The following is a 13,292-nucleotide window of genomic DNA, read 5'->3' on the forward strand; positions in this document are numbered from 1 at the left end:
ATGATCTTCACAGATCGCCGGATTTGCTTTATGATAGTGGTCCGCTCGCCCGAGGGACGCGGTGAGCCACCGCCACAGGAGTCCGGACCATGGTGAAACGCAGCTCGCTTTCGGCGATCGTACTCCTCGCATCGGGGATCATCGGGGCCTGTAGCATCGTCGACCGGGAAGCGCCGGCGACGGACGCTGCCGGGGCGCCGGTCCTCGCCATCGTCGGCGTGACCGTCATCGATGGCTCCGGCGCGGAACCCCTGCCCGACGCGACGGTTGTGGTGCGGGACGGTCGGATCGAGTCCGTGGGACCGTCGGCGGAGATCGAGGTCCCGGCCGAAGCCGAGGTTCTCGAAGCGGCCGGCAAGTATCTCGTGCCCGGCCTCATCAACGCGCACGGCCACGTGGGCGCGACACTTGGCCTCGATGGCGGGCACTATTCGCGCGAGAACGTCCTGCGTCACCTTCAGTTGTATGCGAACTACGGAGTGACCACCGTCGTCAGCCTCGGGGGGGACGAACCGGCCGGGGTCGAGGTGCGGGACGAGCAGGACACCCCGTCTCTGGACCGGGCCCGGCTCTTCGTGGCGGGAGCGGTGGTGACGGGAGACACCCCGGGAGCCGCACTCGAGATGGTGGACGGCAACGCCGCCATGGGAGCCGATTTCATCAAGATCCGGGTCGACGACAACCTCGGCGCGACAAGCAAGATGCCCCCGGCAGTGTACCGGGCGGTGATCGAGCGGGCGCACGAACTCGGACTCCCGGTGGCGGCACACCTGTTCTATCTGGAGGATGCGCATGCGCTCCTCGACCAGGATGTCGATTTCATCGTGCACAGCGTCCGCGACCGCGACGTGGACGACGGGCTCGCCGCGAGGCTGGTCGAGGCTGACGTCTGCTACTCGCCGACGCTCACGCGCGAGGTCTCGACCTTCGTGTACGAGAGCGAGCCGGAGTTCTTCTCGGACGACTTCTTCCTCGCCTCTGCCGAACCGGCGGTCCTGGAAGCGCTGCGCGCGCCGGAGAGCATGGCGCGCTATCGCGAGAGTGAGTCGGCCCAGCGCTACAAGGAGGCGCTGGCGCAGGCCCAGCGTAACCTGGGCGCTCTCTCGGACGCGGGCGTCACGATCGCCATGGGCACCGACACCGGGCCGCCTGCCCGCTTCCAGGGCTACTTCGAGCACATGGAACTCGCCCTGATGGCGGAGTCCGGTATGTCGCCGATGGAGATTCTGGTCGCGTCCACCGGCGACGCCGCGCGCTGCACCGGACTCGAGGGGGTCGGAACGATCGAGGCCGGCAACTGGGCCGACCTCATCCTCCTCTCCGATGATCCCCTGGCGGGGGTGGAGAATCTACGCGCGATCGAGTCCGTCTGGATCGCCGGCAACCGGGTGCCCTCGGTCTCCTAGCGAAGATCCACGAGGGGACCGGCATCCTCCGCGAGCGTTCCGGGTTCGACGGCGCGGACGTCCACACGGAGCCGGGTCGCCTCCCTGAGCCGTTCGGCGAGTCCATCGAGGTCCAGCCAGCGGCCGGCCCGGGCCTCGACCGAGACGGTGAGAATGTCGCGGTGGTCTTCCGCGGTGACCGCGCCCTGGTACCGCGCCACGCCCGTCCAGGCGCCCAGCGTCTTCGCGAGCTGACGCGGATGCACGAACATGCCGCGCACCTTCACGCCCTCGCCCACCCGGCCCAGGAAGCCCGCCAGCCGCGCCGATGTTCGCCCGCAACTGCACGCGTCCGGCATGAACGCCGACAGGTCACCGGTGCCGAAGCGGACGAGCGGGTAGACCGGGTTCGGGCTCGTGACGACAACCTCGCCCGGGGAGTTCGGGTCGGTAGGCTCGCGCGTGCCCGGGTCCAGCACTTCGACGACCACGCCGGGGGCGATGTGCCATCCCCGCTTCGCCTCGCACTCGTAGGCGATCGCGCCCACATCGGCCGTCCCGTAGACCTGGAAGACGTTGATCCCGTGCCCTTTTTCCAGCCGATGGCGCAACGCCGGAGGCAGGGGCGCGCCGCTGACGAGCGCACGCCGCAGCGTGGCCGGGATTACGCCCTCCCTTCCCCGCTCGAGGAGGGCGAGGAGGAACTGCGGAGTCCCCACATACCCGGTCGCGCCGACCTGGGACGCGAAGGCGGCCTGCGCCGCCGTATTCCCCACCCCTCCCGACACGACCACGCAGCCTGCTTCGCGCAGCCCGGCGTCCATCATGTGTCCGCCGGGCGTCAGGTGGTAGGAGAAGGTGTTGAGCACCACGTCACCGGAGCGAAACCCGGCCGCCCGGACCGCGGGGGCCATCCGCCAGAAATCAGCCTTGCGGCCCTCGGGATCGCTGATCGGACCCGGCGACTGATGGATGCGCCGCAGCACCCCGATGTCCACACCCAGCATCCCGCCGAAGGGCGGATCGGCCGCCTGAAGTTCCGGCAGATCGTCCTTCTCCAGGACGGGCACCGCCCGCAGACCCTCCACGCCGCGTCGCTCGGGGTGCGAGACCCCTGCCACCCGCAGTCGTCCCCACGCTTCGCGGCTGCGTTCGAGAGCCAGGCGGACCGCCTCGTCGGCGAGCGCGTCCTGCACGGCCCCCCAATCCGATGGCGCTTCCGCGGCCGGGTCCCACAGGCGCTTTCCGGGCCTCATGACAGCCACCTCTTCCGCCGGCGATAGTGCTTGACATCGCGATACGAGCGCCGGCCGATCTCACCGAGTCCGAGGTAGAATTCGCGCACATCCTCGTTCTCGCTCAACGCCTGGGCGGCCCCTTCGAGGACCACGCGGCCCGACTCCATGACGTAGCCATAGTCGGCGATCGAGAGGGCAATCCGCGCGTGCTGTTCCACGAGAAGGATCGTCGTCTCCTCTTCCCGGTTGATCCGCCGGATGATCTCGAAGATCTCCTCCACGAGAATCGGCGCCAGCCCCAGTGAAGGCTCGTCGAGCAGCATGAGCCGCGGGCGGGCCATCAGCGCACGTCCCAGAGCCAGCATCTGCTGCTCCCCCCCCGACAGGTAGCCCGCCTGCTGGCGGCGTCGCTCTCCCAGCCGGGGGAAATACCCGTACACACGCTCCAGATCCGCCGGGACCGCCGAGCGGTCCTTACGGGTGTGTGCCCCGGCGAGGAGGTTCTCGTGGACGGTGAGGTGCTCGAACACATGGCGACCCTCCACGACCTGGAAGATGCCCTCCCGCACGATGCGCTCCGGCGGCAGCCCGTGAATCTCGCGGCCGTCGAAGCGGATGGAGCCGTCGGTGACCTCGCCGTCCTCGACCCCGAGAAGACCGGAGATCGCCTTCAGCGTCGTCGTCTTGCCGGCACCGTTGGACCCCAGCAGCGCGACGATATGGCCCTCCGCCACCTCTAGCGACAGTCCCCGCAGCACGAGGATCACGTCGTCGTAGAGGACCTCGACGTTGTTGAGTTCCAGCAAGGCGCTCACAGGTGTTTCCGGATCAGGACGGCGCAGTCAGAACCTCCGTCACCGGTGACCAGACTCCGTCCTCGGCACGGAAGAGTCGCAGTCCCTTCGAGCCCCGGTGGTCGCTCGGGGTGAACGTGAGCGGCGGCCCCGCACCGCCGGTGTCGAGCCCTTCGATTGTTTCGAGGGCTCGTTTGATGTTCTCGCCGGTCAGTTCCTGCCCCGAGTCGATCACCCGTCTGATGCCCTCGACGAACACGCTCAGTGTCCACCACCCCTGCGTGTACGCGTTCGTCTTCTCACTGTAGTCCTCACCCCGGGACTCCAGATAGGCCCGGATGTCCCGGACCCCCGGCACGTCGTCGGTGAGCGGGGTCCACGGGATCGCACCGATCACGCCGTCGGCGGCGCCCTCCGCCAGCCGCATCAGGAGGGCGTTGGCGCACCAGTTGAGGCACACGAAGGTGGCGTCGACCCCCAGACCGCGGGCATTTCTCAGAGCGACCGCCGCGGGGGCCGACGTGTTCTGAAACACGACATAGGTGGCGCCCGACTGGCTGATACGCGAGAACTCCGCCGTGTAGTCGGTCGCGCCCCGCGGCATCTCATAGGGCCTGACATCCACCCCGATCTCACTCGCGTAGTCCTCGCCCCCCTGCACCCAGGGCGACCGGCCGAACGGGCTCGCGCTATGCATGAATGCGACCTGCGCGTTTTCCTGCCCGCCCTTCGCCCGATGGTCCGCGGCGATCCAGCGGAGCACGATCCTGAACTGATCGCTGTAGCTCGTCGCGACAAGGAAGTTGTAGGGCGATTCTTCCGCGTTGCCGAGCACATGCGAGAGCGAGGCCGAGGCGAACGGGACGCGGTCCTCGGTGATCTTGAGTCGCAGAGCCTCGGTGTCGCCGGTGCCCCAGCCCATGAAGATGAGGGCGCCTTCCTGCACGAACTGCGTATACAGCTGCTCCGCCCGGTCGACCTGATAGCCGTAGTCCTGATAGATGAGGCGGACCGGCCGGCCGCGGATGCCGCCGCGGGCATTGAGCCACTCCACGTGCCCCCGCACCGCGTCGGCGTAGTCCAGCCCCACGTCGGCCGTCGGACCCGTGAGGTCGAAGATGGCCGCGATCAGAATCTCGTCTTCCGCCGCTTCCCTCGAGCCTCCGCATGCCGCAAGCGCGAGGACAACCGCGAGGCAGCCCGCCGCGCGGGCCCTGCTGAAGATTCCCGATCGGTTGAAACGCATGTCCGAACACCTGTTTCGGCTCGTGGTCAACGGCCTTCCCCGCGACGATACGCGAAGGGCCACACGTAAAAGTAGTCTTTCACGTTGCGCCACAGTTTGGACAGACCTTCAGGTTCAAATACGAGGAAGAGGATGATGACGAGCCCGAACACGGCCTGCTGCACGTTCGGCAACTGGGCCGCGACAGCGGGCGCCGACTGCTGCAGTTCCCGCCCGAGGGTCGTGATCATGGCGGGGAGAAGGGTGATGAGCGCCGCCCCGAACAGCGAGCCGCGGATCGTCCCCAGGCCTCCCACGATGATCATCGCCAGGTACAGGATGCTCGTGTCGAGTGTGAAGCGCTCCCACGAGATGATGTTGCGATAGTACGCCGTGAGGGCTCCGGCAAGTCCGACGAAGAACGACGAGGTGGCGAACGCCAGGAGCTTGGTCCGGAACACGTCCACGCCGATCACACTCGCGGCGATATCCTGGTCGCGCACGGCGACGAACGAGCGACCGATGCGTGAACGGAAGAGGTTCGCCGTGAACAGCGCCGTGGCGCCCACGAGCACCGCCGCGAGCCAGTAGAAGGCGAAGTCCGTGTTCAGCCGTTGGCCGAAAAGCTGCGGCGCGGGCGCGACGAGGGCCTCGACCCCACCTGTGAGCGCGGTCCAGTGCGTGACGATCCACTCGACGATTTCCTGCGCGGCCAGTGTCGAGATCGCGAGGTAGAGCCCCTTGAGGCGCAGGGAGGGAAGGCCGAAGAAGACGCCGACCGCAGCGGTCGTGAGACAGGCGCAGACAATACTCACACCCCACGGAAGGCCGAGCCTCAGCGTCAGTAGCGCCGAGGTGTACGCCCCTACCGCCATGAACGCACCCTGGCCGAGCGAGATCTGCCCCGTATAGCCGACCAGGATGTTCAGCCCCAGCGCGCCGATGGTCGCGATGGCGATCTGGTTGGCCAGGTTGAGCGCGTACGGGGTAGCCAGGAAGGGGAAGACGAGGAGAGCGGCCACGAACAGCCCGAGCCGGGCGCGCTCCGCCGGCACGCGCCGGAGCCCGATATCGGTTCGATAGTCCGTATGAAAAACGCCGCACTCCAAAGGGATCCTCCTTGCGCCGGTCGACCTAGACCCGCTCGATGATTTCCCTGCCGAAGAGTCCGTACGGGCGGACCATGAGCAGCACGATCAGCGCGACGTACGGGACGATGAGGTTGAGCCCGTGGCCGATATAGCCACCGGCGTAGATTTCGAGCAGCCCGATGATCGCCCCGCCCACGACCGCCCCCCGGATCGAGTCGAGTCCGCCCAGGATCACGACGGGGAATACACGCAGGCCGACGTTGGCGACGTTGGGGCTTACGCCGACGATGTTGCCGAGCATCATGCCCCCGATCGCGGCCGTTATCCCCGCCAGGGCCCACGCCATCGCGAAGACGCGCGGAATGCTGATCCCCATGCTCAGGGCAGCCTGCTGGTCGTCTGCGATCGCCCGCATGGCGATCCCGCTCCGCGTGCGGCGGAAGAAGAGCGCCAGTCCCGCCAGCAGTCCGAGCGCGAGCGGGATCGCCACCAGCCTGTCCGCGCTCACCACAGCCGATCCCAGCATCACCTCGCCCTCGGGCAGGAAGGACGGGAACGTGCGCGGCTGCGGCCCCCAGATCCCGTGGACGATTGCCCGCAGGACGCTCGACAGCCCGATCGTCACCATGATCATCGAGATGATGGGCTCGCCGATCAGCGGCCGGAGCACGGCCCGCTCGACGGCGAGGCCGATGGCCGCCGCCACCAGCATCGTGAGGAGCACGCCAACCGTCCACGGCAGTCCGACCTGGACGAGGAAGAAAAAGATGAGGTACGTCCCGAACAGGAGCAGATCGCCCTGCGCGAAGTTGATGACATCGCTCGCCTTGTAGATGACGACGAACCCCACCGCCGCGAGGGCGTAGATCATCCCCGTGCCGAGGCCCGTGACCGTGAGCTGGAGGAAGACGTCCAGGGGGTTCACGTCAGGCCGCTCCTTCCATTCGCTCGATCCGGAGATCGTGCCTCACGTCGGCCGTACGGCCGTCCTGATACGTGATCTGCATCTCCACCGTCACGGAGTCGGCGTCCCCGTACAGCGCGGCGATCAGCGCCTCGAAGCGCTGGGCGATGAATCGGCGGCGGACCTTCCGCGTCCGGGTCAGTTCGGCGTCGTCGGCGTGCAGTTCCTTGTGCAGCAGGAGGAAGCGGCGGATCCGGGCCGCCTCGGGCACATCGGCGTTGACCGATTCGACGTGCGCCCGGATCAGCTCGTAGACCTCGGGCTTCTGCGACAGATCCGTATACGTCGTGTAGGCGATCTGGCGCCGCTCCGCCCACTGCCCCGTGTTCTCGAAGTCGATCGCGATGATCCCCGCCACGTACGGGTGCTCGCCGCCGAAGACCACGGCTTCGCTCACGTAGGGGCTGAACTTCAGCAGGTTCTCGATGAACTGGGGTGAGAAGGTCGTCCCATCGGCAAGCGACATCACGTCCTTCAGGCGGTCGATGACGACGAGGTGGCCTTCACCATCGAAGTACCCGGCATCTCCGGAGTGCAGCCAGCCGTTTTCCAGCGTCTCACGGGTCGCCTCGGGGTTCCGGAAGTAGCCCTGAAAGACGGCCGGACCCCGGGTGAGGATCTCCCCATCGTCGGCGACCCGCACGTCCATCTCGGCCAGGGGCTGACCGACCGTCTGGAACCGGATGTCCCTGTCCCGGTGGAGCACCGAGATCCCCGCGACTTCCGTCTGTCCGTAGATCTGCTTGAGGTTGACGCCCATCGCGTGGAAGAATCGGAACACGTCCGGTCCGAGCGCCGCGCCCCCCGTGTAGGCGTCACGGACGCGCCGCAACCCGAGCTGACTCTTCAGGGGACGCATCGCGGCCGCCTCCGCGATCCAGCGCTGGACCCGCTGCCACACCGTCGGCGACTGTCCACGCAACCCGGCATCGGCCACCTGGCCGCCGACCCGCATGGCCCAGCCGAAGACGCCGCGCTTGAGCCGCGTCGTGTCTTCGGCCATGACCTGCACTTCGGAGACCAGATTCTCCCAGATCCGCGGGGGCGAGAACATGACGCGCGGGCCGATCTCGCGCAGGTCCTGTCGGACGGTGCCCGGTTCCTCGGGGAAGTTGACCGGGAAACCGACCGAGAGCTGACGCGAGATGGTCATCATCTGCTCGCCGATCCAGGCGAGGGGGAGGAACGACACGAACTCGTCGTCGACCGACATGGGATCGACGCCCTGAAGTTGCTCGGCCATGCTGAGGAGGTTGCCGTGCGAGAGCATGGCGAGCTTGGGCTTGCTCGTCGTCCCGGATGTCGTGCACAGGAGCGCGGTATCCTCTGTCTGGATGGCGGCGAGGTAGGTGTCGTACACGTGAGGCATCGCCCGTTCGAGGTCTTCACCGCGCCGCTCCACTTGCTCGAACGAGAGGAGGCCCGGCGCCTCATACCGGGCCAGACCGCGCAGGTCGTAGTAGACGATGTGCTCCAGGTGGGGCAGCGCCTCCCGGATCTCGAGCACCTTGTCGACCTGTTCCTGGTCCTCCGCTACCACGACGCGCGTCGTTGATGCCCGGAGCAGGTACTCGATCTCGGCGGCCACCGCGTCCTGGTACAACCCGAGCGGCAGCGACCCGAGCGACTGGGCCGCCAGTTCGCTGATGACCCATTCGGGCCGGTTGTCCCCCACGATGGCGATCCGGTCGCCCCTCCCGAGACCAAGCTCCCGGAGTCCCAGCGCAAAATGTCGCACGCGTCGCGCATACTCGGACCAGGTGATGCCCTGCCAGATCCCGAATTCCTTCTCGCGCAGGGCCACGCGGTCGCCGCGCAGAGACGCCTGACGCTGCAGGCGGCCGGGCAGACTGCCGTCGAGGAATCCGATACTCACGAGACGGTGCCGGCTGCCGCGTACTGGCGGCCGAGGTAGGCCTCGATCACGCGGGGGTGCTCGCGCACCTGGGCCGGAGATCCCTCGGCGATCACCTGCCCGAAGTCGAGGACGATCACACGCTCGGAGATGTCCATGATCACGTCCATGTCGTGATCGATGACGACCGGCGTCACCCCCCACTCCTCGTGCACGTCCAGGATGAAGCGGGCCATCGATTCCTTCTCCTCCGAGTTCATCCCGGCCATGGGCTCGTCGAGAAGCAGGATCTCCGGGTCCAGCGCCAGCGCGCGGCCGAGCTCGACCCGCTTTTGCTGTCCATACGGAAGGTTGCCGACGATGGCGTGCCGGATCGGCTCGAGGTTCAGGAAGTCGATCACTTCCTCGACCCGGACACGGTTGCGGATCTCGGCCCTGCGCTGAGGACCCCAGAACAACCCACCCGAGAGCACGCCGCCCGGCATGTGAACGTGACGTCCGAGCATCAGGTTGTCGAGCGCGGTCATGTGCTTGAAGAGTTCGATGCTCTGGAACGTACGAGCGACCCCGAGCCGCGCGATCCGGTGTGGCGGCAGGCGGTGGAGCGCGTGTGACGCGCCCGAGGCCGTCGCGAGGGTGATGGTGCCCGCCTGCGGCCGGTACAGGCCGGAGATGCAGTTGAGGACGCTCGTCTTGCCGGCGCCGTTGGGGCCGATGAGCGCGAGCAGCTCGCCGCCGCGGATGTCGAGGCTCACATCGGTCAGCGCCGTCACGCCCCCGAACCGGAGGGTGACGCCGTCTACACGGACGCTGGCTCTACCATCGGGCTCGGTCATGGGGAAGTGAGTCTACGCGAGCTTCCGGGGCCGGGAAAGTCGGTCCGCACCCACGGGGACGGTGTTGACGAGCGGTCGGCCGGCGGTCCTTATCAGCGTATGACTGGTCTGCGACCCGCCCTCATCGTCGTCTCCCTGCTGGCCGCGACCGCCGCGACGGACTCGGCGGGACGACCCGCTCCGGAGCGGGCACCGGCTGCGGAACCCGCGACTTCTTCGGCACCGAGCGAGGCGTGGCGGCTGCGCGAAGCGTTGCTCGAGAGCGAGCCGGGGCTGGCCCAGGCGCAGGCCGAATGGGGCCGCGACTTCTACTTCACGCGCGCCATCTACTCGGGCCGCCGAGGCTGGGGGCGAGGACGCGGATCGTGGTCCACCGATTTCCCGAAAGCCGACCGCCAGTTCCTCTTCATCCTCCACCGTCTGCTTACGATGCTGGACCTGCACGAGTGGGAGAATCCCGTTTTCCTGGCCGATCCCGAACTGCGACGCTTCCCCTTCCTCTACATGCTCGAGGTCGGGTACATGACGCTCTCGGAGCCGGAGATCGAGGGGTTGCGGAACTATCTCGAGGCGGGCGGATTCCTCGTCGTGGACGATTTCTGGGGCGAGGATGAATGGCGGAACTTCGAATGGCACATGTCCCGCGTGCTGCCCGACCGGCCGATCGTGAAGATCCCCGATGACCACCCGATCTTCCACCAGTTCTACGACATCGAGGAGATTCTGACGGTCCCGAGCATCAACAACGCGGTGAGAGGCCGGTACAAGGAATGCTGGGGGCCGTGTGAGCCGGCGATCTACGGGATCCTCGACGACCGGGGGGAGGTCATGGTCGTCATCAACCACAACACCGACCTGGGTGACGCGTGGGAGTGGTCCGAGAACCCGTACTATCCGATCGACCGGTCCACGTACGCCTACGAACTCGCGATCAACTACATCATCTACGGGCTTAGTCACTGATCCCGATGCGTGGCAGCCCACGGGGACCCGGCAGCCTCGGCGGCATCATGGGCCCGATCTCCCGGAGGCGGTTCGGGACGCTCGCCCTCGGCGCGCTGGGTGCGGCGGCGTCCCCCTGGCCCATCCGTGCCGCCCGGCGTCAGCCCCTTCTCGTGGACGGTGAGCGGCTCAACCGCCGCATGGGCGAACTCGCCCGCTTCAGCGCCGCCGCCGAGGGCACGACGCGGCTCGCGTACAGCGACGAGGACCGGGCGGCCCGCAACTGGCTCTCCGACATCATGTCCGGTCTCGGACTCGACGTGCAGGTGGACCGGGCAGCCAACCTCATCGGCCGCCGGCCGGGGGCCGACCCCTCGCTCGCGCCGATTCTCGTCGGGTCCCACATCGACTCGGTGCCGGCGGGCGGGAGCTACGACGGACAGGTCGGCTCGATGGGCGCCCTCGAAGCGCTAGCGACGCTGGCGGATGCGGCGAGAGAGACGCGACATCCGCTGGAACTCGTCATCTGGGCCAACGAGGAGGGCGGCAAGACCGGCAGCCGGGCGATCGCGGGCGAGGTCCGTCCCGAAGAACTCGACATCGTGACCGCGAGCGGGTTCTCGATCGGCGAGGGCACGCGGCGGCTCGACGGCGACCTGGCCGACCTGGCCGCGGCGCGGCGCGATCCGGGGAGCTTCGCGGCCTACCTCGAACTGCACATCGAGCAGGGCTTCGTGCTCGACCGCGGCGGACTCGACATCGGCGTCGTCGAGGGCATCGTCGGCATCCGCCGCTGGACGGTGACGGTCGACGGGTTCGCGAACCACGCCGGCACCACGCCCATGGAACTCCGGCAGGACGCCATGGTGACGGCGGCGCGTATCGTCGACGCCGTGCACGTGATCGCGCTCGAGTTGCCCGGGCGGCATGTGGCCACGGTGGGCCGGCTGACGGCCGAGCCCGGCGCGCCGAACGTCATCCCGGGGCGGGTCACGTTCAGCCTCGAGATCCGCGACCTCGAGATGGACGGAATCGACACCGTGTTCCAGGCGATCCGGGCGCGGGCGCTGGAGATCGCCGCGGCGGACGGCACGTCGGTGTCGACCGAGCAGTTCTACGAGAGCCGCGCGGCGCCCACCGACCCGCGCCTCAGGGACCGGATCGAAGCGGAGGCTGCGGAGATCGGGCTCGCGACACTCCGCATGCCCAGCGGTGCGGGCCACGACGCGCAGAGCGTCGCGCTGCTGGGGCCGGTGGGGATGATCTTCGTCCCGAGCCGCGACGGAATCAGCCACTCGCCGCTCGAGTTCACGGCTCCCGGGCAGATCACGGCCGGGGCCAACGTGCTGCTGCGCACCCTCCTCGCCATCGACGAACGCGGCCTTTAGTTGCCGAGCACGTCCTTAGAGATACGCATCGCGACGAGCATGTTGGGCACGTCGACCACCTCGGAGATCTTCAGATCCCCGGCCATGGAGGCCAGCGCGTAGGCGTCCGCGCGCGACAGATCCCGCGAGTTCACGAGATAGTCGATCATCGCCTCGACCGCGTTCCGGGCCGCCTCATCGATCGTGGGTGCGAATCCGGTCACAGCATAGAATTCATCCGTCTCGTAGTGAGGCGACGGGATGGGCCCTGCCCCCTTGATGACCTCGAGTTCGTAGACGACCCGGAGCGGTCCCTCGATCGCGGTGCCGCCCACTTCCCCGTCCCCCTGCGCGATGTGCGGGTCGCCCAATGAGAGCGCCCGCTCCCGGGCCAGAGGGCGCCCTCGACCAGCACCGGGAAGTAGACCGTCGTGCCCTCGACCAGGTCGCGGTCGTCCATGTTGCCCCCATTCTGGCGGGGCGGAATGGTGACCAGCATCGAATCCGTGTTCGGGGCGACACCCATGACGCCGGGGAAGGGGCGGAGCGGGATCCGGATCCCCGGCGCGAACCCGACGCTCGTATCGCCCGGCTCGAACTCGAAGATCCGGAGGTAGGGGTCGGGGAACCGGTCGGAGAGGAAGCCGAACCCGGGGACGTTCGCGACCCAGCCCCAGTCTCCCAACTCGATCTCGTGCAGGGTCACCGCCAGCAGGTCGCCCGGCTCGGCGCCTTCGACGAACACCGGCCCGGTAAGAGGGTGGATGGGGTCGAAGCTCAGCGTGGCGAGGTCCTCCACGGTGGACTCGGGAGTCAGTTGCTGGTCCGAAGCTTCTTCGAGGTAGGCCTCGATGACGGCACCGGACTGCACCGTCAGGATCGGCGGGATCGCCCGGCTCCATCGATTGTGCGTCTGATCGGCCGTCAGCGTATGCTGCGCCGTCGGCGTCGACCCGCCGACCTGGACGCCGGCTTCCGCGCCTCCCGCATCCGCCGCGTCGCCCGGCCCGTCACCCGTCGCACAGGCCGTCACAAGAAGCAGGACGAAGACCGAACTCCCGGCCCGGCGGCGCGTCGCCGTCACGGCTGGTTCGCGACCGTGAAGTGGAGCGTGTCCACCATGGGCGGATCGATCGGAATGTGAGCCGGGTTGGCCACGACCGCGATGATCCTGTGCTCTCCGGGCTCCAGCCCTTCGAGCATGATCTCGGTGCTGCCGTCCCCCTTGTGGATGATCTGGGGGTCGTTCTGCGGGATCATCTCGCTGAGCGGCGTGAGATCGACGTCGACGTACAGGTGATGGTGGCCGGTGCCGACGACCGGCGGCGTGATCGAGACGATCTCGATCCCCTCGGTTTCGAGCACGACCTGCACGTCCGGGCCCACCGTCGCGCCCTCCTCGGGCTGCACGATGGTGACGGCCGCCGACGGTTCCGCAGCCATTTCTGGTGCGGCGTCCGCCTCGGCTTCGTCCTGTTCTCCACCCCCACACGCGACGGCGAGCGCGGCCGGGACGACCAGGGCGATGGGAATACGACTTGAGAGCGGGAAACGCATGGGGCCTCCATGGGCGAGCGATCCATCGGTGCTACGCG

13 protein-coding genes are annotated in these 13,292 nt (G+C 67.9%); 3 read left to right on the forward strand and 10 right to left on the reverse strand.

Annotated elements, in window-relative coordinates; all coding sequences use genetic code 11:
* The first annotated feature begins 89 nt into the window (after positions 1 to 89).
* Positions 90 to 1,406, forward strand: coding sequence for an amidohydrolase family protein (locus ACN9M6_RS03075; protein WP_419161444.1), 1,317 nt, complete (start codon positions 90 to 92; stop codon positions 1,404 to 1,406).
* On the opposite strand, the gene ACN9M6_RS03080 is transcribed toward ACN9M6_RS03075, so the two are convergent.
* Genes ACN9M6_RS03080 through ACN9M6_RS03110 form a run of 7 tightly spaced genes read right to left on the reverse strand, consistent with a single transcriptional unit; the run spans position 1,403 to position 9,388 of the window.
* Positions 1,403 to 2,641 carry a phenylacetate--CoA ligase family protein gene (locus ACN9M6_RS03080; RefSeq protein WP_419161445.1) on the reverse strand — a complete coding sequence of 413 codons (1,239 nt, stop codon included), beginning with the start codon at positions 2,639 to 2,641 and terminating at the stop codon, positions 1,403 to 1,405. The genes ACN9M6_RS03075 and ACN9M6_RS03080 overlap by 4 nt on opposite strands.
* Positions 2,638 to 3,429, reverse strand: coding sequence for an ABC transporter ATP-binding protein (locus tag ACN9M6_RS03085; RefSeq protein WP_419161591.1), 792 nt, complete (start codon positions 3,427 to 3,429; stop codon positions 2,638 to 2,640). Before ACN9M6_RS03085 ends, ACN9M6_RS03080 begins: the two co-directional genes overlap by 4 nt.
* 22 nt (positions 3,430 to 3,451) lie before the next feature.
* Positions 3,452 to 4,663, reverse strand: a complete 1,212-nt coding sequence (locus ACN9M6_RS03090; RefSeq protein ID WP_419161446.1) for an ABC transporter substrate-binding protein — start codon at positions 4,661 to 4,663, stop codon at positions 3,452 to 3,454.
* Between the two features lie 26 nt (positions 4,664 to 4,689).
* Positions 4,690 to 5,751: a branched-chain amino acid ABC transporter permease gene (locus ACN9M6_RS03095; protein WP_419161447.1), complete on the reverse strand. Its 1,062-nt coding sequence runs from the start codon at positions 5,749 to 5,751 to the stop codon at positions 4,690 to 4,692.
* A gap of 25 nt (positions 5,752 to 5,776) precedes the next feature.
* The gene (locus tag ACN9M6_RS03100; protein WP_419161592.1) at positions 5,777 to 6,649 is read right to left on the reverse strand and encodes a branched-chain amino acid ABC transporter permease; all 873 of its coding nucleotides are present in this window, start codon (positions 6,647 to 6,649) and stop codon (positions 5,777 to 5,779) included.
* A 10-nt stretch (positions 6,650 to 6,659) separates the two neighbouring features.
* Entirely contained in the window at positions 6,660 to 8,573 is a 1,914-nt protein-coding gene (locus ACN9M6_RS03105) for an AMP-binding protein (protein ID WP_419161448.1), read from the reverse strand.
* The gene (locus ACN9M6_RS03110) at positions 8,570 to 9,388 is read right to left on the reverse strand and encodes an ABC transporter ATP-binding protein (protein WP_419161449.1); all 819 of its coding nucleotides are present in this window, start codon (positions 9,386 to 9,388) and stop codon (positions 8,570 to 8,572) included. The genes ACN9M6_RS03105 and ACN9M6_RS03110 overlap by 4 nt, the downstream gene beginning before the upstream one ends.
* Before the next feature lie 99 nt (positions 9,389 to 9,487).
* Here ACN9M6_RS03110 and ACN9M6_RS03115 point away from each other — a divergent pair, with 99 nt between their 5' ends.
* Together ACN9M6_RS03115 and ACN9M6_RS03120 are read left to right on the forward strand one after the other, a co-directional pair.
* Positions 9,488 to 10,351 carry a DUF4159 domain-containing protein gene (locus ACN9M6_RS03115; protein WP_419161450.1) on the forward strand — a complete coding sequence of 288 codons (864 nt, stop codon included), beginning with the start codon at positions 9,488 to 9,490 and terminating at the stop codon, positions 10,349 to 10,351.
* A gap of 47 nt (positions 10,352 to 10,398) precedes the next feature.
* On the forward strand, positions 10,399 to 11,718 hold the full coding sequence (locus tag ACN9M6_RS03120) for a Zn-dependent hydrolase (RefSeq protein ID WP_419161451.1): 1,320 nt from the start codon (positions 10,399 to 10,401) through the stop codon (positions 11,716 to 11,718).
* Here ACN9M6_RS03120 and ACN9M6_RS03125 read toward each other — a convergent pair.
* The 3 genes from ACN9M6_RS03125 to ACN9M6_RS03135 are packed head-to-tail and all read right to left on the reverse strand — an operon-like array spanning position 11,715 to position 13,254.
* Positions 11,715 to 12,032, reverse strand: coding sequence for an acetamidase/formamidase family protein (locus ACN9M6_RS03125; protein WP_419161452.1), 318 nt, complete (start codon positions 12,030 to 12,032; stop codon positions 11,715 to 11,717). The two genes, ACN9M6_RS03120 and ACN9M6_RS03125, sit on opposite strands and share 4 nt — an antisense overlap.
* Positions 11,918 to 12,781 (reverse strand): acetamidase/formamidase family protein, encoded by an 864-nt coding sequence (locus ACN9M6_RS03130; protein ID WP_419161453.1) that lies wholly within the window; start codon positions 12,779 to 12,781, stop codon positions 11,918 to 11,920. Before ACN9M6_RS03130 ends, ACN9M6_RS03125 begins: the two co-directional genes overlap by 115 nt.
* Positions 12,778 to 13,254 (reverse strand): DUF4399 domain-containing protein, encoded by a 477-nt coding sequence (locus ACN9M6_RS03135; RefSeq protein ID WP_419161454.1) that lies wholly within the window; start codon positions 13,252 to 13,254, stop codon positions 12,778 to 12,780. The genes ACN9M6_RS03130 and ACN9M6_RS03135 overlap by 4 nt, the downstream gene beginning before the upstream one ends.
* Between the last annotated feature and the right edge of the window lie 38 nt (positions 13,255 to 13,292).

The organism is Candidatus Palauibacter sp. (assembly GCF_965197445.1).
In the GTDB taxonomy this organism is placed as follows: Bacteria; Gemmatimonadota; Gemmatimonadetes; order Palauibacterales; family Palauibacteraceae; genus Palauibacter.

Coding starts and splice junctions, on each gene's coding strand:
- ACN9M6_RS03075 (WP_419161444.1), top strand. CDS start 90: ATGGTGAAACGCAGCTCGCTTTCGGCGATCGTACTCCTCGCATCGGGG.
- ACN9M6_RS03080 (WP_419161445.1), bottom strand. CDS start 2,641: ATGAGGCCCGGAAAGCGCCTGTGGGACCCGGCCGCGGAAGCGCCATCG.
- ACN9M6_RS03090 (WP_419161446.1), bottom strand. CDS start 4,663: ATGCGTTTCAACCGATCGGGAATCTTCAGCAGGGCCCGCGCGGCGGGC.
- ACN9M6_RS03110 (WP_419161449.1), bottom strand. CDS start 9,388: ATGACCGAGCCCGATGGTAGAGCCAGCGTCCGTGTAGACGGCGTCACC.
- ACN9M6_RS03115 (WP_419161450.1), top strand. CDS start 9,488: ATGACTGGTCTGCGACCCGCCCTCATCGTCGTCTCCCTGCTGGCCGCG.
- ACN9M6_RS03120 (WP_419161451.1), top strand. CDS start 10,399: ATGGGCCCGATCTCCCGGAGGCGGTTCGGGACGCTCGCCCTCGGCGCG.
- ACN9M6_RS03135 (WP_419161454.1), bottom strand. CDS start 13,254: ATGCGTTTCCCGCTCTCAAGTCGTATTCCCATCGCCCTGGTCGTCCCG.